Origin of the sequence: Achromobacter sp. ESBL13, from assembly GCF_036668755.1 — a bacterium.
Classification (GTDB): domain Bacteria; phylum Pseudomonadota; class Gammaproteobacteria; order Burkholderiales; family Burkholderiaceae_B; genus Achromobacter.
This window is the reverse complement of record NZ_JAZEVT010000001.1, coordinates 1,138,217-1,158,141: the sequence shown is the minus strand read 5'-3', so window position 1 is coordinate 1,158,141 and position 19,925 is coordinate 1,138,217. Positions and strand designations below refer to the sequence as shown.

The 19,925-nt window shown below is 64.0% G+C and carries 15 protein-coding genes; 5 read left to right on the top strand and 10 right to left on the bottom strand.

Annotated elements, in window-relative coordinates; genetic code table 11:
- Positions 1–16: 16 nt before the first annotated feature.
- The 4 genes from V6F88_RS05230 (at position 17) to V6F88_RS05215 (ending at position 4,092) form a co-directional block, all read left to right on the top strand.
- Positions 17–769 carry an amino acid ABC transporter ATP-binding protein gene (locus tag V6F88_RS05230; protein WP_332608288.1) on the top strand — a complete coding sequence of 251 codons (753 nt, stop codon included), beginning with the start codon at positions 17–19 and terminating at the stop codon, positions 767–769.
- A 49-nt stretch (positions 770–818) separates the two neighbouring features.
- Positions 819–1,436, top strand: a complete 618-nt coding sequence (locus tag V6F88_RS05225) for an ABC transporter ATP-binding protein (RefSeq protein WP_332608287.1) — start codon at positions 819–821, stop codon at positions 1,434–1,436.
- Positions 1,427–2,227 carry an ABC transporter permease gene (locus V6F88_RS05220; protein ID WP_332608286.1) on the top strand — a complete coding sequence of 267 codons (801 nt, stop codon included), beginning with the start codon at positions 1,427–1,429 and terminating at the stop codon, positions 2,225–2,227. The genes V6F88_RS05225 and V6F88_RS05220 overlap by 10 nt, the downstream gene beginning before the upstream one ends.
- Before the next feature lie 227 nt (positions 2,228–2,454).
- Entirely contained in the window at positions 2,455–4,092 is a 1,638-nt protein-coding gene (locus V6F88_RS05215) for an ArnT family glycosyltransferase (RefSeq protein ID WP_332608285.1), read from the top strand.
- Positions 4,093–4,289: 197 nt separating this feature from the next.
- On the opposite strand, the gene V6F88_RS05210 is transcribed toward V6F88_RS05215, so the two are convergent.
- Positions 4,290–6,518, bottom strand: a complete 2,229-nt coding sequence (locus V6F88_RS05210) for an NADP-dependent isocitrate dehydrogenase (RefSeq protein ID WP_332608284.1) — start codon at positions 6,516–6,518, stop codon at positions 4,290–4,292.
- A 605-nt stretch (positions 6,519–7,123) separates the two neighbouring features.
- On the opposite strand from V6F88_RS05210, the gene ilvA reads away from it, so the two are divergent.
- Positions 7,124–8,689, top strand: a complete 1,566-nt coding sequence (gene ilvA, locus V6F88_RS05205; RefSeq protein WP_332608283.1) for a threonine ammonia-lyase, biosynthetic — start codon at positions 7,124–7,126, stop codon at positions 8,687–8,689.
- Positions 8,690–8,775: 86 nt separating this feature from the next.
- Here ilvA and V6F88_RS05200 read toward each other — a convergent pair whose 3' ends face one another.
- From V6F88_RS05200 to V6F88_RS05160, 9 genes are all read right to left on the bottom strand, one after another.
- Complete coding sequence (locus V6F88_RS05200) at positions 8,776–9,762, bottom strand: hypothetical protein (RefSeq protein ID WP_332608282.1); 987 nt, start codon at positions 9,760–9,762, stop codon at positions 8,776–8,778.
- A 143-nt stretch (positions 9,763–9,905) separates the two neighbouring features.
- Entirely contained in the window at positions 9,906–10,163 is a 258-nt protein-coding gene (locus tag V6F88_RS05195; protein WP_219990216.1) for a PAAR domain-containing protein, read from the bottom strand.
- A 34-nt stretch (positions 10,164–10,197) separates the two neighbouring features.
- Positions 10,198–11,307, bottom strand: coding sequence for a hypothetical protein (locus V6F88_RS05190; RefSeq protein ID WP_332608281.1), 1,110 nt, complete (start codon positions 11,305–11,307; stop codon positions 10,198–10,200).
- Positions 11,307–14,024, bottom strand: coding sequence for a T6SS effector BTH_I2691 family protein (locus tag V6F88_RS05185; RefSeq protein WP_332608280.1), 2,718 nt, complete (start codon positions 14,022–14,024; stop codon positions 11,307–11,309). Before V6F88_RS05185 ends, V6F88_RS05190 begins: the two co-directional genes overlap by 1 nt.
- A 291-nt stretch (positions 14,025–14,315) precedes the next feature.
- The gene (locus tag V6F88_RS05180) at positions 14,316–15,056 is read right to left on the bottom strand and encodes an amino acid ABC transporter ATP-binding protein (protein WP_332608279.1); all 741 of its coding nucleotides are present in this window, start codon (positions 15,054–15,056) and stop codon (positions 14,316–14,318) included.
- Positions 15,057–15,097: 41 nt separating this feature from the next.
- Positions 15,098–16,201 carry an amino acid ABC transporter permease gene (locus V6F88_RS05175; protein ID WP_332608278.1) on the bottom strand — a complete coding sequence of 368 codons (1,104 nt, stop codon included), beginning with the start codon at positions 16,199–16,201 and terminating at the stop codon, positions 15,098–15,100.
- 1 nt (position 16,202) lies between these two features.
- On the bottom strand, positions 16,203–17,366 hold the full coding sequence (locus V6F88_RS05170) for an amino acid ABC transporter permease (RefSeq protein WP_332608937.1): 1,164 nt from the start codon (positions 17,364–17,366) through the stop codon (positions 16,203–16,205).
- A 30-nt stretch (positions 17,367–17,396) separates the two neighbouring features.
- A complete protein-coding gene (locus V6F88_RS05165; RefSeq protein ID WP_332608277.1) occupies positions 17,397–18,605 on the bottom strand; it encodes an aminotransferase class I/II-fold pyridoxal phosphate-dependent enzyme in 1,209 nt (402 codons plus the stop codon).
- Positions 18,606–18,712: 107 nt separating this feature from the next.
- Positions 18,713–19,729: an amino acid ABC transporter substrate-binding protein gene (locus V6F88_RS05160; protein ID WP_332608276.1), complete on the bottom strand. Its 1,017-nt coding sequence runs from the start codon at positions 19,727–19,729 to the stop codon at positions 18,713–18,715.
- Positions 19,730–19,925: the final 196 nt, after the last annotated feature.

The window sequence follows — 19,925 nt, the reverse complement described above, 5'->3', positions numbered from 1 at the left end:
CGGAGCCAGGCCCGTCATGATTCAGGCCACCCACATCACCAAGTCCTTCGGCGCGAACCGCGTGCTGGACAAGGTTTCGTTGACGCTGGGCCAGGGCGAGGTCGTGGCGGTGATCGGCCCGTCCGGCTCCGGCAAGAGCACCTTCCTGCGCTGCCTGAACCACCTTGAAACCATCGACGAAGGCAGTATCGAAGTCGAAGGCGAAGTGATGGCGCGCGCCGTTGACGGCGGCCGCAGCCATTACGCCAGCGACGCCGAGGTGCGGCGCATCTGCCGCAAGATGGGCATGGTGTTCCAGTCGTTCAACCTGTTCCCGCACATGACGGTGCTGCAAAACATCATTGAGGCGCCGATCACCGTCAAGGGCATGACCAAGGCGCAGATCATCCCCAAGGCAGAAGAACTGCTGCGCAAGGTCGGCCTGCTGAACAAGCGCGACAACTATCCCACACGCCTGTCGGGCGGCCAGAAGCAGCGCGTGGCGATCGCCCGCGCGCTGGCGATGGAGCCCGACATCATGCTGTTCGACGAACCGACCTCGGCGCTGGACCCGGAACTGACGGGCGAAGTGCTGCGCACCATGAAGCAGCTGGCCGACGAACGCATGACCATGCTGGTCGTCACGCACGAAATGGGTTTTGCGCGCGAAGTGGCGCATCGCGTCATCTTCATGGACGAAGGCCGCATTGTTGAAGAAGCGCCGTCGGCCGCATTCTTCAGCGCGCCGCAACACGCCCGCAGCCGGGAATTCCTGGCCCACATGCTGTAAGCAAAGCCGGTGCGGGCAGCGCCCCGCGCACCGGTACCGGGAGGGGGGGATGCGTTCCGACATCATGCCGATGCTGCGATTGCGTGGCGTGTATAGCCAACGCCTTGCCCCGGTCAGCCTGGATCTTGCCCGCGGCGAGTGCGGCGCGATTGTGGGCCCGTCGGGTTCAGGCAAGTCGCTGCTGCTGCGCCAGGTCGCGGACCTGGACCCGGGCCATGGCGAGGTCGAACTGGAAGGCAGGCCCCGTTTCAGGATGCGCGGCCATGAATGGCGGCGCCAGGTTGTCTATTGCCAGGCCGAGGCGGGGTGGTGGGACGATCACGTCGCGCCGCATTTCACCGACCGCGCGCAGGCGCAAAGCCTGATGCAGCCTCTGGGCCTGGGGCCAGAGAAGCTGGACGCCCTGGTCCACGAGCTATCCACCGGCGAGCGGCAGCGCCTGGCGCTGGTGCGTGCGTTGGCGCTACAGCCGCGCGTGCTGCTGCTGGATGAGCCCACGGCGGCGCTGGACCGGGCCGCCACCGCAACCGTGGAATCCGCGCTGCAACAGTTTCTGGACAATGGCGGCGCCATTCTGATGGTCACGCACAATGCCGAGCAGGCCCGCCGGTTGGCCCGCCGGACCTGGTGCATGACCAATGGCCAGCTGGAGCCGCTATGGACGTAATCCAACTGCAAGCGCTGGACCTGGTCATCGCCTCGTTGTTGGTGCTGCTGTGCGCGGCAATCTCGTTCGCCCTGCGGCTGAACCTGCAACGGCAGGTTTTGTGGGCGGCGGTCCGTACCGTGGTGCAGCTGTTGCTGGTCGGCCATATCCTGCGTGTGGTGTTCGCGCATGCCACGCCGGCGCTGACGGCGCTGGTGGTGGCGGTGATGATGGCCCTGGCCGCGCGCGAAGTGGCCGCACGCCCCAAGGCGCGGCTGACCGGGCATGGCAACGGCTGGGTGGGCACGCTGGCGGTGGCGTCCACCACATTGATCACGGCCATGTTCATTTTGAACACGGCGTTGCGGCCGGACCCCTGGTTCGATCCGCGCTATGCCATCGCGCTGGTCGGCATCGTGCTGGGCAGCGTGCTTAACGCCGCCAGCCTGGCGCTGGACGGCATTCTTTCCGGCGTGCGCCGCGAAAAGCTGGCCATCGAGGCGCGGCTGGCCTTGGGCGCCACGCCGCATCAGGCGTTTTCGACGCTGCTGCGCGAATCGGTCCGGCGCGGCATCGTCCCCAGCGTCAACCAGATGTCGGCGGCCGGCATCATCACCTTGCCCGGCATCATGACCGGGCAGATTATCGCGGGCATGGACCCCATCGACGCCGCCAAGTACCAGATTTTGCTGATGTTCCTGCTGTGCGGCGCCAGTGGCATGGCGGCCATGGGCGCCGCCTACGGCGCCATGCGGCGCTTGACCGACGAGCGCGGGCGGCTGCGCCTGGACCGGCTGGTCGCATCAAAGTAAAGCGGGGCAGGGCAGGCTGGACGCGCCGGGCGGCTTGGGGGCCCCGCGCTAAGGCCCAGGGGATGCCTTCGGCAGTAAATAGGGTCGTGTCCGGCCCGGAATTTCATGAGAAATTGACGCACCGGTTTTCATAATGACGGCGATGCGGATTTTTCCGTGCCAGCGTTGGAACGGATTTTCCACCTGTGTCACCCCCCTCGGTCTCATTTCCTGCCGCCCCACATTCCATGCCTGTAGAGCTTCCCCTTGCCGACCCGCGCCACGCCGGGCTGCCCCCGTCTGCCCTGGCGAACGCCGACGCTGCCGTCTTGCGCCAGGGCGCCGCTGCCCAGCGCCGCGCCTTGCCGGGCTGGCTGGTATTGCTGGCACTGGCCGGGTGGCTGGCCGCGTTGGCGTGGGCGCGCTGGCTGACCTTGCCCGACGAAGGCCGCTACGCCGGCGTCGCCTGGGAAATGCTGCGCAGCCATTCGCCCATGGTGCCGTTGCTGGACGGCATGCCGTATTTTCACAAGCCGCCGTTGTATTACTGGCTGGCGCAGATCAGCTACGGCCTGTTCGGGGTCAATGAATTCAGTGCGCGCGTGCCGTCGTTGCTGGGCGCCTGGAGCGCGGGCGCGGGGCTGTATGCGTTCGTGACGCGCTATCGCAATGTGGCGCAGGCGCGCTGGGCCGTCGTGATCCTGGGCTTGATGCCGTTGTTTTTCGGCGCGGCGCAGTTCGCCAACATGGACATGCTGGTCGCCAGCATGATCACGCTGTGCGTGCTGGCCGCTGCCGACACCGCCTTGCGGCGCGCCGACGGCCGGCCCTTTCGCGGCATGTCCATCGCAACCGGTGTGCTGGCCGCGCTGGCCGTGTTGGCCAAGGGGCTGATCGGGCTGGCGCTGCCCGGCGCAATCGTGCTGGCCTGGCTGCTGCTGCGGCGCGACTGGCGGGGCATGCGCGCCTTGCTATGGGTGCCGGCCTTGCTGGCGTTCGCCGTCGTTGCCGTGCCGTGGTTTGCGTTGATGCAGATGAAATTTCCCGGCTTCTACCATTACTTTTTCGTCTACCAGCACTTTGAACGCTTCGCGCAAAGCGGCTTCAACAACGCGCAGCCGATCTGGTTTTATGTGCCGATCGTGGTGGGCCTTGCCTTGCCATGGTCCATCTGGGGCGCGGCGATTTTCACGCGTGCGTTCTGGCGTGACGCCGATTCGCATGGGCTGCGCCGGCTGATGGCGATCTGGATCGCGGTCGTGATGGTGTTCTTTTCCATCCCGCAATCGAAGCTGATCGGCTATGTGCTGCCGGTATTTCCGCCGCTGGCATTCTTGATCAGTGAACGCATCGCGCCCGCCTGGGCGGCAGGCAAGCGGCGGGGCGCGGGCATTGCCATCTTGGTGGCGGCGGTGATCTGCCTGGGCGCGATCATCGCGGCATCCAACAACCCGCGCGGCAGCGCCGGCCCCACCATGACAGACCTGCGCGGCGAAATGCGGCCGCAAGACACGCAAGTCGCCTTGCACGCCTTGCCGTTCGATCTGGGGTTCTACACGAAGGCGTCCGACGCTTCCTGGATTGTCGATAACTGGAACGACCCCGAGATTCCCACGCGCGACAACTGGCGCAAGGAACTGTACGACGCCGCGCAGTTCGACCCCGTTGTCGGCAAGCGCGTATTGATTCAGAACGAAGATTTGACCGCGCGGCTTTGCGGGTCGGCTGACGGCACGCGTTTCTGGATCTGGGGCCGCGACGACGACGCCGGTCGCTATCCCGCGCTGGGCGGCGTTGCGCCGCGCCTGCCGGGTGCTACGCGCGCGGTGTGGCGGCTGGATATCGATACCGCTTTCCGCCAACGGATGTGCGGCGGCGCGCGCTGATCCGATACGCGCGATAGGCGCGATACGCCCGATAGCCCCGATAGCCCCGATACGCCGGATACGCCCGATACGTCCGATACGCCCGATACGTCCGATACGCCCGATACGACAGCCTTTCGCCCATAAAAAAAGCCGGCAGCCTTTCAAGGGCTGCCGGCTTTTTTGCGCCGGCGGCAAGCGCCGCCGGGCGGTGACGCTTAGCCGATCGAGGCCAGCACCTGGTTCAGCGTGGCGCTGGGGCGCATGGCCTGGCTGGCCAGCGCTTCGTTGGGCTGGTAATAGCCGCCGATATCCACCGGCTTGCCCTGCGCAGCCTTCAGTTCTTCGACGATCTTGCCTTCGTTTTCAGCAAAGGCGCCCGCCGCGCCGGCGAACTGCGCGGCCAGCGCGCGGTCGTCGGTTTGCGCGGCCACGGCCTGGGCCCAGTACATGGCCAGGTAGAAGTGGCTGCCACGGTTGTCCAGGCCGCCGACCTTGCGGTCCGGCGACTTGTTTTCGTCCAGGAACTTGGCGGTTGCCTGATCCAGCGTCTTGGCCAGGATCTGGGCAGTCGGGTTCTTGTACGCGCGGCCCAGGTGGTCCAGGGATTCAGCCAGGGCCATGAATTCGCCCAGCGAATCCCAGCGCAGGAAGCCTTCTTCCAGGAACTGTTGCACGTGCTTGGGAGCCGAGCCGCCCGCGCCCGTTTCGAACAGGCCGCCACCGGCAACCAGCGGAACGATCGACAGCATCTTGGCGCTGGTGCCCAGCTCCATGATGGGGAAGAGGTCGGTCAGGTAGTCGCGCAGCACGTTGCCGGTGACCGAGATGGTGTCCAGGCCTTCGCGGATGCGCTTGACCGAGAACTTGGTCGCTTCCACCGGGTTCAGGATGCGCAGGTCCAGGCCGCTGGTGTCGTGATCGTTCAGGTACTGCTTGACCTTGGCGATGACCTGGGCGTCGTGGGCGCGCTTTTCGTCCAGCCAGAAAACGGCCGGCGTCTTGCTGGCGCGGGCACGGGTAACGGCCAGCTTGACCCAGTCCTGAATGGCGGCGTCCTTGGTCTGGCACATGCGCCACAGATCGCCCGCTTCAACGGCTTGTTCCAGCAACACCTTGCCCGACGCGTCGGTGACGCGCACGGTGCCCGATGCCGGGACCACGAAGGTCTTGTTGTGCGAACCGTATTCTTCGGCGGCTTGCGCCATCAGGCCGACGTTGGGCACGCTGCCCATCGTGACCGGATTGAAGGCGCCGTTCTTTTTGCAGTCGTCGATGACGGCTTGGTAGACGCCCGCGTAGCTGCGGTCGGGAATGACGGCCTTGGTGTCTTGCAGTTGCCCTTCGGCGTTCCACATCTTGCCCGAGTCGCGGATCATGGCCGGCATGGACGCATCGACGATGACGTCGCTGGGAACGTGCAGGTTGGTGATGCCCTTGTCGGAATTGACCATCGCCAGTTGCGGCAGGGTCTTGTAGGCGGCGTCGATGTCGGCGGTGATCGCGGCTTGCTGGTCAGCGGGCAGCGATTGGATCTTGGCGTACAGGTCGCCAATGCCGTTGTTGGGGTCGAAACCGGCTTGCTTGAGCACGGCGGCGTGCTTGGCCAGCACGTCTTTGTAGAACACGGACACCACGTGGCCGAAGATGACCGGGTCGGACACCTTCATCATCGTGGCCTTCAGGTGCACCGAGAACAGCACGCCGGTGGCCTTGGCGTCGTCGATCTGGGCTTGCAGGAACGACTTGAGCTTGGCGGTCGACAGCACGGCGGCGTCGATGATCTCGCCGGCCTTGACCGGGGTCTTTTCCTTCAGGACCGTCTTGGTGCCGTCAGCGGCGGTCAGTTCGATCTTGACGTCGCCGGCGTCGGCGATCAGCGCCGACTTTTCGGTGCCGTAGAAGTCGCCGTCGGACATGTGGGCCACGTGCGACTTCGAATCAGCCGACCAGGCACCCATCTTGTGCGGGTGCTTGCGGGCGTAGTTCTTCACCGACAGGGGGGCGCGGCGGTCGGAATTGCCTTCGCGCAGCACCGGGTTCACGGCGCTGCCCTTGACCTTGTCGTAGCGCGCTTTCACGTCGCGTTCGGTGTCGTTGGCGGGAGCGTCCGGGTAGTCGGGCAGCTTGTAGCCCTGGTCTTGCAATTCCTTGATGGCCGCTTTCAGCTGGGGCATCGAGGCGCTGATGTTGGGCAGCTTGATGATGTTGGCTTCGGGCTTGACGGCCAGCGCGCCCAGTTCGGCCAGGGCGTCCGACAGCTTCTGGCTGTCTTCCAGGTAATCCGGGAACAGGGCGATGATGCGGCCGGCCAGGGAGATGTCGCGCGTTTCCACCGTGACGCCCGCGGGCTTGGCGAATGCCTGGACGATGGGCAGCAGCGAACGGGTTGCAAGCGCCGGCGCTTCATCGGTGAGGGTATAGATAATCTTCGGAGTAAGAGACATGATCCTTGAATCTGTTCGGCGCATAGCGCTTTCGGCGCAAACCCGAACATGCTAAGCGGCGTACGCCGGTAGATGTTGTCGAGAGTGGGTTCGTATGGGCAGATGCGAAGCAGGCTCCGGATCCGCGCAAATTGGCGGTTGCCCGTCCTTTATTAATGAGCCGGTTTGACCGGTCATTCTGGAAGGTGCGAACTGCCACGAAGCCGGTATTGTAATACCGCGACACGCTTGACGCGCAGGGAAATCACCGATAAAGCCCGCGTTATGGGCTCGATATCGCACCAATACGGCCAGGATATGGCGCAAGGGCGCCGGGCCGGCAAACCACCAGGCGGGCAATGACGCGAACGAGAGGGGCTCGGTGGCCCGCAGCACAAACCCCATATCGCCGTCAGGCCGCCGCGCCCGATTTGACAAATTCGCGCGCCCGGCGCAAGCTTTGCGCCATGAATTTCCCCGCCGTCCGCATTGCGCTGATTATTACCATCATTCCGAAAATGGTGGGTTAGCGCGCGACCGCAACAGTCACAGCCACCCGCCCCACGAGGCGGGTTTTTTGTGGCCGCCTCTGCCGGGCAAGTCTTCCCCCAAAGCAGAGAACCCCCATGCAAACCGCTACCCCCGACACCGCATTCCAGCACGGCAACGCCTCGCCCATGGAATACCTGCGCCAGATTCTGACGGCTCGGGTGTACGACATTGCCCGCGAGACCGAGCTGGACCTGGCGCGCGGCCTGTCGACGCGGCTGAACAATACGGTCTACCTGAAGCGCGAAGACAACCAGCCGGTTTTTTCCTTCAAGGTGCGCGGCGCCTACAACAAGATGCGCAACACGCCGCAGGCCGCGCTGGACCGGGGCGTGATCACCGCGTCCGCCGGCAACCATGCGCAGGGCGTGGCCATTTCGGCGGCGCGACTGGGCGTGCGCGCCATCATCGTGGTGCCGCAAACCGCGCCCCAGGTGAAAGTGGACGCGGTGCGCGCGCACGGCGGGCCGACCGTCACGGTGGTGCAGGCCGGCGATTCCTATAGCGACGCCTACGCCCACGCCCAGACGCTGGCGCAGCAGCACGACATGACTTTCGTGCCCGCGTTTGACGACCCCTATGTCATCGCCGGGCAGGGCACCGTCGGCATGGAAATCCTGCGCCAGCACGCCGGCCCGCTGCACGCGGTGTTTGTCCCCATTGGCGGCGGCAGCCTGGCGGCGGGCGTGTCGGCCTATGTGAAGGCAGTGGACCCGTCGGTCAAGGTGATCGGCGTGCAGACCGAGGATTCCTGCGCGATGGCGCAGTCCATCAAGGCCGGCGAACGCGTCAACCTGGCTGAAGTCGGCCTGTTTTCCGACGGCACGGCGGTCAAGCTGGTGGGCGAGGAAACCTTCCGCCTGTGCCGCCAATACCTGGACGAAATCATCCTGGTGAACACCGACGCGGTGTGCGCCGCGATCAAGGACGTGTTCCTGGATACGCGCAGCGTGCTGGAGCCGGCGGGCGCGCTGGCGGTGGCGGGGCTGAAGCAATACGTTGAACGCGAAAACGCGCAGGGGCTGTCGATGGTGGCCGTGACGTCGGGCGCCAACATGAACTTCGACCGCATGCGCTTCGTGGCCGACCGCGCCGAAGTCGGCGAGGCGCGCGAAGCCGTGTTTGCCGTGACCGTGCCCGAGGAACGCGGCAGCTTCCGCCGGTTCTGCCGCGTGTTGGGGCAGCGCAGCGTCACGGAATTCAACTACCGGATCGCCGACGCGCACACCGCGCACATCTTTGTCAGCATGCAGATCACGCGGCGCGGCGATGCCGCCGACATCATGGCTGCGTTGCAAGAGCAGGGGTTTTCGGTCAGTGACCTGACGCACAACGAAGTGTCCAAGCAGCACATCCGCTACATGGTCGGCGGCCGTTCGCCGTTGGCGGGCGGCGAGCGGTTGTTCCGATTCGAATTTCCGGAACGTCCCGGCGCGCTGATGAAGTTCCTGTCCGAGATGGCGCCCAACTGGAATATCAGCCTGTTCCACTATCGCAACCAGGGCGCGGATTTCAGTTCTGCGCTGGTAGGCATCCAGGCCCCGCTGGCCGACAGCGCGGCGCTGGACGCCTTTCTGCTGCAACTGGGCTATGCGCATTTTGAGGAAACGGACAACGAGGCGTATCGGCAGTTTTTGATCTGAGGCGGCTAGGGCACGCGGCAGGTGCGAAGCGCTGCCGGGCCACCCTTCACGGCAACAGGGGCCGGGCCTTTGGCCACGCGGCGGCATCAACCCCGTTTGCAGTTCGGCTTGGTCGGCAAGGTCACGCCGGGTTTCAGCTGCAACGTGGCGCGGCCCCCCGTCTGCGTCAATTGCAGCGTGGCCGCGCGCCAGGCGGGCACGTCGTCAAACAGAACGTCGCGCTTGGTCGAGGACGGATATAGCGGATCCGGCTGATTGAATTCGATGGCGGGCAGGGCGGCGCACGAGTCCTTCACATCCAGGCGCGCCAGCTCCTGGCCGGTGGACAAACGCACCGCGCGAAACGCCAGCGGCGTGTCCACGAATTTGACGACTTCCGGCACGATACGCATGTCGCCCTGTGCGTCCTTGATGCGCATTGCCGGCTTCACCACCACCACATCGCGGCCGGGCGGAATGGCCAGGTAGACCACGTCGCCATCCACGTCCAGCAGCTTGCCCGCGCCCAGGTTGATGACCCCGGGGCGCGTCGCTCCCGCTCCCGTTGCACCGGGCGCGGACCCGCCGGGCTTGACCAAGCGTTGCGCAGGCGCGAGCGAGGCGTGCCGGATCATCACCGTTTCGGCCCACGCGGTTTCCACGCGCGTCCAGCCCGGCAGGCGCGCGTCTTCAAAGCGCGTGCCACTGGGTTTGTCGCGATCAGGCTGGCGGGACAAGGCCAGCCGGTTCACCCGCAGCGCACCGTTGACCACTTGCAAGTGCGCCAGCGCCGCATCGGCGCTGGAGCTGGTGAAGTAGGCCAGCACCGCGTCCGTTTCCAACGCTCGCGCGCTGGCCGCGCAGAAGAACGCGTTGGCGGCCATGTTGCGGCCGTCGGGGTAAAGCAGCTTGCCGACGTCTTTGCCGCACAGCTTGTTGCCCTGGAACGAAATGGTGGTGCTGCGCGTGTTCTGGCGCTGGCCGGTGTTCCAGTCCCGCTGGCCGCCGGTAGTGATGTCGACGACCAGGCCATGGTTGTCGTAGATCACGGCGGCGCCGGCCGGCGCGGCAAGCAGGCTGAAAAAAAACGCCATGATGCGGCTTCTCGTCATTCGGCAGGTTCCCTGGATGGCGTGCATGGTGACGCGTACCGGGGTGACTATATACCGCCTTCGATCCGGCGCCCGCGATCCCTGCCCCGGGTTTGCCACCTTCAGCCCGGCATCGTCCCGGCCGCTTACGCCGACAGCCAGCTGCCGTCGCCTTCGATCAGCGTGCCGCCGTGGCTGGTGGTATCGCCTTGGCGAGCCACCGGCTGTCCTTCCACTTTGGCCACTGCCGACCCGGTGACGATCACCGCCCCGCAACTGATGCGATCCCCCACCCGCGCGATCGGCCGGCCATTGACGGCGGCGCTGGACGCTCCGCTGACAATGGTGCCCGGGCCATGGATGGGGCAGGAATGTGCGTGGCCGACTAGGGCGATGGGAGTCATGAATATTCCAGGTGGAAATCGATAAAGGGCGCAGTCAAACGGGGTCGCGGGGAGTTACCCGGGGCCGTTTGCGGCGGGCCAATGAAAACTTGGGCCGTGGCGGCGGCGAACCGGGCTGCACAACCCATCGATGCGTGTTTTCCAGCAACGCCGCACGAACGTCCGGCGGGTAGTCGTCGATGGTGGTCAACGGCGGGGTCGGCTTGCCGGGCAAGCCGGCTTCCCGAATGAATTTTGGCCAACGCGGACGCCAGCACAATATGAGCGACACCCAATGCCCCAGGCCGATAACCAGCAGGGCCGGAGAGATCAATAGCATTCCAAGCCACGTCAACGGGCCGCTGTGACGCAGGTACGGGCCCAACGCCTCGAACTGCGCCGCGAAGGCGGCCCAAGGCAAGGGCAGGTGCGAACTCAGGCGCGGCGGGGATACCGCATCCAGACCGCCTTCATCCATGTAGCGGCGGATGTACTCCCATTCGGCTTTCATATCGAATTCGCTGACGCTCTTCTTGCCGACGAAAACCATGTTGGGAAAAGGCAGCGGGGAATAGGGCGGGTACCAGCCAACGACAAGGTTCACGCCGGGGACTGCATCGTGATGAATGTCATCCCAGGGCAGTACGGCGATACCGCCGCAACTGGGTGGGCGGTGCAGGTAGACCTGGCGGGTGATGCGGTTGAATCGGATGAGCAGGTGGCGGGACGTGAAGGATTCCAGGCGGGTGAAGCGGAAGAGGTATTTGAAATAGATGTAGAGCAGACCGACTCCCTGCACGGCAACCAGCATCAAATGCAGCGTGCGCGCAATGCCCCAGGGATTTTTGCCAAAGTCGGACAAGAGTGTCGGAAGGTATACAAATGCCTCCACCGCACCCCCGAATATGAACATAGATATCATCGTGATAAATCCGCGCTTTTCTTCCATGCCACCGCAGCGCATTTCGAGGATGGTGTTATTGCAGGCGTAGACCGGGCTTTGAATTTTTGAGTTGGTAAAACGCTGAGCATGGACTCGATTTTGCTCTGATCGCGCCGGCTCCTCATAGATTGGAGGCGCCTCGTAAGGCGTGTCGGTATGAGCATTAATCCAGGCGTCTGACTTAATGTTGCCCAGCCATGTAAGCCATTCGATCAAAAACACTACAGCACCTCTAGCAACGCGCCATACAGAGCGGACAACTCGTCAGCGGAGTCGCGGAAGGGCGTGTTCCCGGCATAATCTTCGCCACGATAAAGGCAACGTTGGCACCATTTTTCGAGCGAGTCGTCATCGAAAATGCAAATTGCCAGGGTGGCGACCAATCCGACCAACGAACTGCGCAGCAGAACGTTTCGCATGAATAGCAGTACCGCTCGCCTTCCGAGCACCCCAGAAAGTGCTGCGGCCAGCGAGAGCGCTCCTTGGACGCCCGTTCTTTCCGCCGACCGCTCCGCGAGAATCTTCAGCATCGGACCGGCGGCGGCGAAAGCAAGACTCGACTGGCTGCCGACCATTGCTAACACCGCCCCAGCGCGTACTCGGTATGCAAGAGCCAATTCCGTTTTTCCGTCGAGCATTGCGGCTTGATCGTCCTTCCAGTCATACCCCATCAACACCACCCCACCCACCGCCGCCAACGCGCCACCTACCAGCTTCAACTGCCCCAGAAAGACCGTCGCTCCCGTACCGGTGACGCTGGCGGCGCTGTAATGCTGCAATACCAACTCCGTCCCGGCCGCCAGTATTTCCGTCCCCGCAGCACCTGCAAGCAACCCATGGGCGATCAACTCCCCCGCGCCGCGTTCATCGTCCGGCATATCCCGCACCCGCATTGCAATCAACGCCGCTTCAAAGAACAGCAACCAGCTGCTGGCGCGCAGCTTGTAAAAGTCGCTGCGATGGGCGTCCACAAGTTCGGTGGCAAATGCGAATCTGGTGTTCCGGCCAATCTGTGCGCGCAATTGCTTGGGATCCGCGCTACGCCCTAGTTTGGTCAGTTCGTCGATACGAAAGTTCGTGGCCCGCTTGCTGACGCTGGCCGCCAGCCAGCTTCGGGTGATGCCATGGAAGGCCCATTCCTTGCCCGTCGAGCCGTAGCGCAGGGATTGGCGGCCCAGGCTGGAGTACCAGGCCAGGGCGCCACCCGCCAGGTTCGTTTCGCCAGCCGCCGACAAGGCTTCGAACAATCCGTTCGCCTTGTCGAATAGATCGGCCAGATGTTGAACGGCGACGAACCCGGCCTGAACCTGCTGGATCATCCTGTCGTTAGACAGAATAAGATCACGCGCCTGGGTTTGCGCGTGAAGGCGCGCCGCGTCCAGCGTGCGTTGCAATTCCGCCTGAATCTCTGTTTGGTTCAGCGCAAAGCCGCGCATCGCCAGGTTGGCGCGGTCGGTCGGGTTTCCCGTCCACCATTGTTCGATCAGATCCGCCGTGCTTGCGCACCCGTCCGCGCCCAGCACGCATAAGCCCGTCTGGCCCGCAAAGCGCCAGCCGCTTGTCAGATCCCGGTCGTCGTAGACGTCCAGCGCGCTCAGCAGTTGTTCGCTGGTGAGCCATCGTTCGTGATCCTTGGCGCGCTTGGCGCCGACGTTTTCGGCGGCCGCCGACACGGCGTCGAACGTCGTTAACTCCACGTCCATGTCTGCCACGCGCACCGCCTGCCCCGGTTTTGCCGGAGACAGATATTTGCTGTCGAACCTGCGCCGGTACTCACCGCTGTCCAGCTTCGCCTGCATCTTGGCGCGCATCGCGTCTTCGAACTGGGTGATGTATTGGTCTGCTGCGCTGTCCCAGCGTTCACGCTCGTCGTCGTTCAAGACCCAGTTGCGGCCCACCGCCATGCCGGGGTCGTAAACCCTGGCGCGCTCGATATCGATGAAATGTTGGGCTTCCAGCGCCGCCGTGCGGGTTTCGAACTGCTGCTTGACGTCGATAAATGCCTGGGCCACCAAGACCTTGCGCTGGTTCTCAACGCCTTTGCCGTCCTTCTTGTCCAAGTACCGCTGCACGGCTTCATAGGCGTCATTGCGCCAGCTATTGAGCTGCTGCGTGATCCCGATGGCGTCGTGCAGCACGATGCCAAAGCCGCGAGCACGGCGTGCGCTTTCCTTCAGATCCAGGGCGACGATTTGGCGCGCGTAGCGGTTCTCGGGATCGGAATAAAGCTGGCCCGCCAGGACGGACGCGGTGTCAGGCTGATCTTGCGCGATGGCGTCCGCCAGCGTGTCGTCGATGATGTTGGGGTCCAGCACGTCCGGCGTACGCGAGCACGACATCAGCAGCTTTCGGATATCGAAGTTCTGTAGTTGATTGCGTAGCGGGCTGAAGCTGGATATCAAGTCCAGCATGCGCTTGGTCAAGGGATCGGGCGTGAACAGGGCGCGAAGTTCTTCAATGTCTTCGGGGGCTTTCAGGCACACGGTCCAGGCACCGGGGCCGCTTTCGGCCGGGCCGTGCAGATCGTGCACACGGGCTCTGGGTTCATGGATCGGCTCAAGAGCGTGGTGCTGGGGCGCATAGGGAAAGACACGCTTGAACAGACCGGTGTCATAGGTGCGATAGGCACTTTCGCAGAACCAGTCCTTCATGTAGCGCTTCGTGAACAGGTACAGATAGCCTCTGCGCATCGTGCGTACGGCATAGCGCGCGTGCTTGCCCTGTAGCGGCGGAAAATCGGCGCCAAGGTGGGGCGGTAGCGCAGGCGCCAAGGTATCCAGGCCCGGGCCGGCGTCGGTCACAACGGCATAGCGCAGGGGCAAGATGGCGACTTCGCTCTTGCACGCGACCACGGCGCTGGGGCCCGCGTCGCAGCGCGTCTGATCAGCGATGCGGAGAATTTCCGGCACCAGGGATTCCAGACTGGGTTCGGTCGTCATGGTCGAAGCGGAAACACCCGCTACAGGAAGGCGTAAAACCCACCATGTTCCCTTGCTTGCAGGCGTGTATCTATAGGAGGGTTACGAAATCGTGGCCAATCAGTGCTACGCGGCCCCTTCGCGATTTTTCCAGCCTCCCCATCGCCCGATTCGCGCGATTCGCCCTTGCAACCTACTTGCACCGTTCGCGGCGAGGCCACGTACCCGCCCTAAAAAAAATGCCGCCCTTCATCAAGGACGGCATTTCATGTCAGACGCGCACCGACGCCAGTCACGCTGATGAGAGGCGCCTCAGTGCAATATCTGGCTCAGGAACAGCTGTGTCCGCTCGTTCCGCGGGTTATCGAAGAACGCATCCGGGTTGTTCTGCTCGATGATTTCCCCGCGGTCCATGAAGATAACTCGGTTGGCGACCTTGCGCGCAAAGCCCATTTCGTGCGTCACGCAGATCATCGTCATGCCGCTTTCCTGGGCCAGCGTCACCATCACGTCCAGCACTTCCTTGACCATTTCCGGGTCCAGCGCCGACGTGGGCTCGTCGAACAACATGACTTTCGGGTTCATGCACAAGGACCGCGCAATCGCCACGCGCTGCTGCTGGCCGCCGGACAGCTGGCCCGGAAACTTTCTGGCCTGATCCGGAATGCGTACGCGTTCCAGGTACTTCATCGCCGTGGCTTCGGCCTGCGCGCGCGGCTGTTTCAGCACCCACATGGGTCCCAGCGTCAGGTTTTCCAGCACGGTCAGGTGCGGGAACAGGTTGAAATGCTGGAACACCATGCCCACTTCTCGGCGGATGGTCTCGATGTGCTTCAAGTCGTTGGTCAGTTCGGTGCCGTCCACAATGATCTGCCCCTGCTGGTGTTCTTCCAGCCGGTTGATGCAGCGGATCATGGTGGACTTGCCCGAGCCCGACGGGCCGCACACCACGATGCGTTCACCGGGTGCCACGTCCAGGTTGATGTTGCGCAGCACGTGGAACTGGCCGTACCACTTGTTCACGCCCTGCAATCGAATAATGGAATCCGACATGCTTGGTCTCCGTAAGGTTTACCGGTATCGACGCGGCGCCATCAGCGCGCGTGCCCGGTGGCCAGGCGCTTTTCCAGCGCTTGACTGTATTTGGACATGGAATAGCAAAAGACGAAGTAGATCAGCGAGATAAAGAGGTAAGCCTCTACCCCGAACCCCCGCCATGCCGCGTCGGACAAGGCCGCCTTGGCCGCCAGCGTCAAATCGAAAATGCCGATGATGACAACCAGCGACGTGTCCTTGAACAGGCTGATGAAGATGCCGACCAGGGGCGGAATCACGATCTTCAGCGCTTGCGGCAGGATGATCTTGCGCATCTGCTGCCAGTAATTCAGGCCCAGCGAATCGGCGCCTTCATACTGCCCCTTCGGGATTGCCTGCAAGCCGCCGCGCACCGTTTCCGCGATGTAGGCGGCGGCGAACATGATGATGGCGATCTGCGCGCGCAACAGCTTGTCGATGGTGAAGCCTTCGGGCAGGAACAGGGGCAGCATCACCGACGACATGAACAACAAACTGATCAGCGGCACGCCCCGTATCAGTTCGATGTACACGACGCACAGCGCCTTGATGGCGGGCATTTTCGAACGCCGACCCAGCGCCAGCATCACGCCGATGGGAAAGGCAAACGCAATGCCGAACGTGGCCAGGATCAGCGTCAGCGGCAGGCCGCCCCAGCGCGAGTTCTCGACATAGGTCAGGCCGAACACGCCGCCCCACATCAACAGTGCCACGGCCGTCAGGCCACCCGTCCAGATCAGCGCCAGCTTGCCGTTCCAGAAACGCCGCATGCCGCTGCACGCGATCACGCCAACCAGGATCAGCGTCGCGATCAGCGGCCGCCATTGCTCGTCGAACGGATAGGTGCCGAACAGAATCAGCCGATGCTTCTCAGCGATGAACGCCCAGCAGGCGCCGCCGACGGAAGCGCGGCACTCCATGGCGTTGGTGGCGGTGAAGTTGGCTTTCAGAAAAGCCCATTCCACCAGCGCCGGCAGCGACATCAGCAAAAACCACGCCAGCAGTACCGTGATCAGGATGTTCAGCGGCGACGAAAACAGGCGCGACCGTACCCAGGCCCATGCGCCCACCTGGGTGCTGGGCGGGGGCAGGGCGTCGGTGAAGGAATGCGTAGTGCTGCTCATATCAACGCTCCACCAGCGCGATGCGCTTGTTGTACCAATTCATGAATATCGAAATCGACAGGCTGACCGTCAGGTAGGCGCCCATGATGATGAGGATGCCTTCGATGGCCTGGCCCGTCTGGTTCAGCGTGGTGTTCACGACCGACACGATGTCCGGATAGCCGATCGCGACCGCCAGCGAACTGTTCTTCAGCAGGTTCAGGTATTGGCTGGTCATTGGCGGAATGATCACGCGCAAGGCCTGCGGCAGCACGACCAGCCGCAGCACTTTCGCGCGTGGCAAGCCCAGCGAACCGGCCGCTTCCCACTGGCCGTTGTTGACCGCCTGGATGCCAGAACGCACCACTTCGGCGATGAACGCCGAGGTGTAGACGGTCAGGCCCAGGAACAGGGCGACGAATTCCGGCGACAGCGTCAGCCCGCCAACGAAGTTGAAGCCCTTCAATGCCGGCATGTCCAACGTCAGCGATGCACCGCCCGCCAGCCAACCCGCCAAGGGCAATCCGATCAGCAAGCCGATGGCGGCGCGGCCTAGCGGAAACGCGCGCCCCGTGGCCTCCTGGCGCTTGGTGGCCCAGTGGCCCAGGAACAAAATCGCCACGATCGCCAGCGCCAGGCCGCCCAGCACCCAGTCCAGCGACGTGCCTTCCAGGCCGGGCACTTTCAGGCCCCGGTTGGAAATGAACACGCCCGGCAAGGGGTTGTGCGCCTGGCGCGGGCCGGGCATGTTTTCGGTGATCAGCGCGTACCAGAAGAACAGTTGCAGCAAGAGCGGCACGTTGCGCATTACCTCGACATACACCGAGGTGATTTTCTTGACGAGCCAGTTCTTCGACAGGCGGCCGACGCCGATGAAAACGCCCAGTATCGTCGCGGCGACCAAAGCCAGCAGGCCCACGCGCAGCGTGTTCAACACGCCCACGAAGATGGCGCGGCCATAGGTGTCCGCCGGGCCGTAGGCAATGACGGATTCGCCAATCGCAAAGCCCGCCTCGCGGTCCAGGAAGCCGAAGCCCGTGGCGATGTTGCGCAACGACAGGTTGTGCAGCGTGTTGTGCACCAGGAACCAAACGCCGGCCCCGACCAGCGTCAGGGCCAGCACCTGGTAGACCAGCGCGCGCGTGGCCGGGTCGTTCCAGGAAACCCGGTGCGCGGGCCGCGGCACCGGGGACTGCGCAAAGTGCTTGGCCACGACTTAGTCCGCCATCAAGACTTTGACGGCCGCTTCCAAGCGGTCCATGCCTTGTTCGATGACTTCGGTGGACGTCGCGAACGAGAAGCGCACGTAGGGCGACAAGCCGTACGAACCGCCGTCGATGACGGCGACGCCGGCTTCGCGCAGGAAGAACAGGCTGACGTCCAGGTCCGTCTTCAGTTCGCCGGCCGGGCCGGTGCGGCCGATCAGGCCCTGCACGTTGGCGTACACGTAGAAGGCGCCGTCGGGCATCGCGCACGAGATGCCGGGAATGGCGTTCAGGCGGCGCACGATCAGGTCGCGGCGTGCCTTGAAGATGTCCACCATCTGCGTCACGCTGGATTGGTCGCCTTCCAGGGCGGCCTGCGCGGCCACTTGCGAGATCGCGCTGGGGCAGGACGTGCTTTGCGACATGACGGTGCTCATGGCCTTGATCAACTCGGCCGGGCCGGCGCCGTAGCCGACACGCCAGCCCGTCATGGCGTAGGACTTGGACATCCCGTTGACGATCAGCGTGCGCGGAATCAGGCGCGGCTCGACCTGCACGGGCGAGGCATGCGCCTGGCCGCTATAGCAGAAGGGCGCGTAGATTTCGTCGCTAAGAATCCAGACGCGCGGATGGCGCACCAGCACGTCGGTCAGCGCGCGCAGTTCGGCGGCGCTGTAGACGGCGCCGCTGGGGTTGCTGGGCGAATTCAGGATCAACCAGCGCGTGCGCGGCGTGATGGCGGCTTCCAGCGTGGCGGCGTCCAGCTTGAAGCCTTGCGATTCCGGGCCGGTCACAACCACGGGCTTGCCTTCGTTCAGCAGCACCATGTCCGGGTAAGACACCCAGTACGGCGCGCACACGATCACTTCGTCGCCCGGTTCCAGGCTGGCCGTCAACGCGGCGCCGATGATCTGCTTGGCGCCCGCGCCCACAGTGATCTGGTCCATGCCGTAGGACACCCCCAAGCCCAGTTGCAGGCTGTTGGCGATGGCGCGGCGCAGGCCCACGGTGCCGTTCGGGCTGGTGTAGCGGATGTCGCCGCTGGCAATGGCGTCCTGGCCGGCGCGCGCGATGTGGGCGGGCGTGGGCATGTCGGGCTCACCCAAGGTGAAGTCGGCGATCTCGCGGCCCTGGCGGCGCAGTTCGTCGACGACAATCTTGGCGGCCATGCTGGGCGAGGGTTTGATCTGTTTCAGGCGGGCGTTGACGATGCTGTTCATGTTTACAACGTAAAAAGGGCAAACTAGGCCGTGCGATGGCCGGGCTTGCGGGTAAAGAGAAAAGCGGCTTCGCACCGGGGCGAAGCCGCGCACAGGGAAGGCCGGGCTTAACGCACCGGCCAGCCGTACATCAGGCCGCCCTGGGTCCACTGCTTGTTCAGGCCGCGTTCCAGTTTCAGCGGGCTGTCCTTGCCCATGGCGCGGTCATAGCTTTCGCCGTAGTTGCCCACCTGCTTGATGATGTTGTAGGCCCACTTGTCGTCCAGCCCCAGGTTCTTGCCCATGCCCGGCGTCACGCCCAGGATGCGCTGCACGTTCGGGTTGGTGCTCTTGAGCATGTCGTCCACGTTCTTGGACGTGATGCCGTATTCCTCGGCTTCCAGCATCGCGTTCAGCGACCAGCGCACCACGTTGAACCATTGTTCGTCGCCTTGGCGAACCATCGGGCCCAAGGGTTCCTTGGACAGGTTTTCGGTCAGGATTTCCCAGTCTTCCGGCTTGGCCAGGCGCGTGCGCATGTTGGCGGCGGTGTTGGACTTGTCGTTGGTGTAGGCGTCGCAACGGCCCGATTCCAGCAGACGGAAGTTCTCGTCGTAGTTCTCGACCAGCACGGGCTTGAACGTCAGGCCACGGCTGCGGAAGTAATCGGCCAGGTTCAGTTCGGTGGTGGTGCCGGGCTGCACGCAGATCGTCGCGCCGTCCAGTTCCTTCACGCTCTTGACGTTCATGGACTTCTTGACGATCAGGCCCTGCGCGTCATAGAAGTTCACGCCCACGCCGATCAGCCCCAGCGTGGTGTCGCGGGTCAGCGTCTGCGTGGTGTTGCGCGACAGCATGTCGATTTCGCCGGACTGCAAGGCGGTGAACTTCGCTTGCGCGGTCAACACATTGCCCTTGACCTTGGACGCGTCGCCGAACATGGCGGCGGCCACGGCGCGGCACATGTCCACGTCCAGCCCCGTCCATTCGCCCTTGCTGTCCAACACCGAGAAGCCGGGAATGCCGGCAAAGCCGCACTGCAAGAAACCCTTTTTCTTGACGGCATCGAACGTCACGCCGGCTTGCGCGCCAGAGGCGGCGCACAGCAAAGTCGCCGCAACGGCGGTGGTCAGAAACTTACGCATGGAGAATGCTCCTGGGGAGGGGGTCGAAAACGCTTGGAATAAGCGACAGGGAAAGCGGCGTCCGTCGCGCACGCGCAGCCGATCGCCGGCTAAGGCCGGGGTGGGGCGCGCGAAGGCGAGGGGCAGGAAGTGGGCCCGGGAAAACGGGCGCGAGTTGACCGGCTCAGGCGGTCAGGGGGTATGCCGATGGATACGC

What these genes read in the sequence shown, in the direction of transcription:
- V6F88_RS05230 (WP_332608288.1), top strand. Translation starts at nt 17, where the DNA reads ATGATTCAGGCCACCCACATCACCAAGTCCTTCGGCGCGAACCGCGTG.
- V6F88_RS05225 (WP_332608287.1), top strand. Translation starts at nt 819, where the DNA reads ATGCGTTCCGACATCATGCCGATGCTGCGATTGCGTGGCGTGTATAGC.
- V6F88_RS05220 (WP_332608286.1), top strand. Translation starts at nt 1,427, where the DNA reads ATGGACGTAATCCAACTGCAAGCGCTGGACCTGGTCATCGCCTCGTTG.
- V6F88_RS05215 (WP_332608285.1), top strand. Translation starts at nt 2,455, where the DNA reads ATGCCTGTAGAGCTTCCCCTTGCCGACCCGCGCCACGCCGGGCTGCCC.
- V6F88_RS05210 (WP_332608284.1), bottom strand. Translation starts at nt 6,518, where the DNA reads ATGTCTCTTACTCCGAAGATTATCTATACCCTCACCGATGAAGCGCCG.
- ilvA (WP_332608283.1), top strand. Translation starts at nt 7,124, where the DNA reads ATGCAAACCGCTACCCCCGACACCGCATTCCAGCACGGCAACGCCTCG.
- V6F88_RS05200 (WP_332608282.1), bottom strand. Translation starts at nt 9,762, where the DNA reads ATGGCGTTTTTTTTCAGCCTGCTTGCCGCGCCGGCCGGCGCCGCCGTG.
- V6F88_RS05195 (WP_219990216.1), bottom strand. Translation starts at nt 10,163, where the DNA reads ATGACTCCCATCGCCCTAGTCGGCCACGCACATTCCTGCCCCATCCAT.
- V6F88_RS05185 (WP_332608280.1), bottom strand. Translation starts at nt 14,024, where the DNA reads ATGACGACCGAACCCAGTCTGGAATCCCTGGTGCCGGAAATTCTCCGC.
- V6F88_RS05180 (WP_332608279.1), bottom strand. Translation starts at nt 15,056, where the DNA reads ATGTCGGATTCCATTATTCGATTGCAGGGCGTGAACAAGTGGTACGGC.
- V6F88_RS05175 (WP_332608278.1), bottom strand. Translation starts at nt 16,201, where the DNA reads ATGAGCAGCACTACGCATTCCTTCACCGACGCCCTGCCCCCGCCCAGC.
- V6F88_RS05165 (WP_332608277.1), bottom strand. Translation starts at nt 18,605, where the DNA reads ATGAACAGCATCGTCAACGCCCGCCTGAAACAGATCAAACCCTCGCCC.
- V6F88_RS05160 (WP_332608276.1), bottom strand. Translation starts at nt 19,729, where the DNA reads ATGCGTAAGTTTCTGACCACCGCCGTTGCGGCGACTTTGCTGTGCGCC.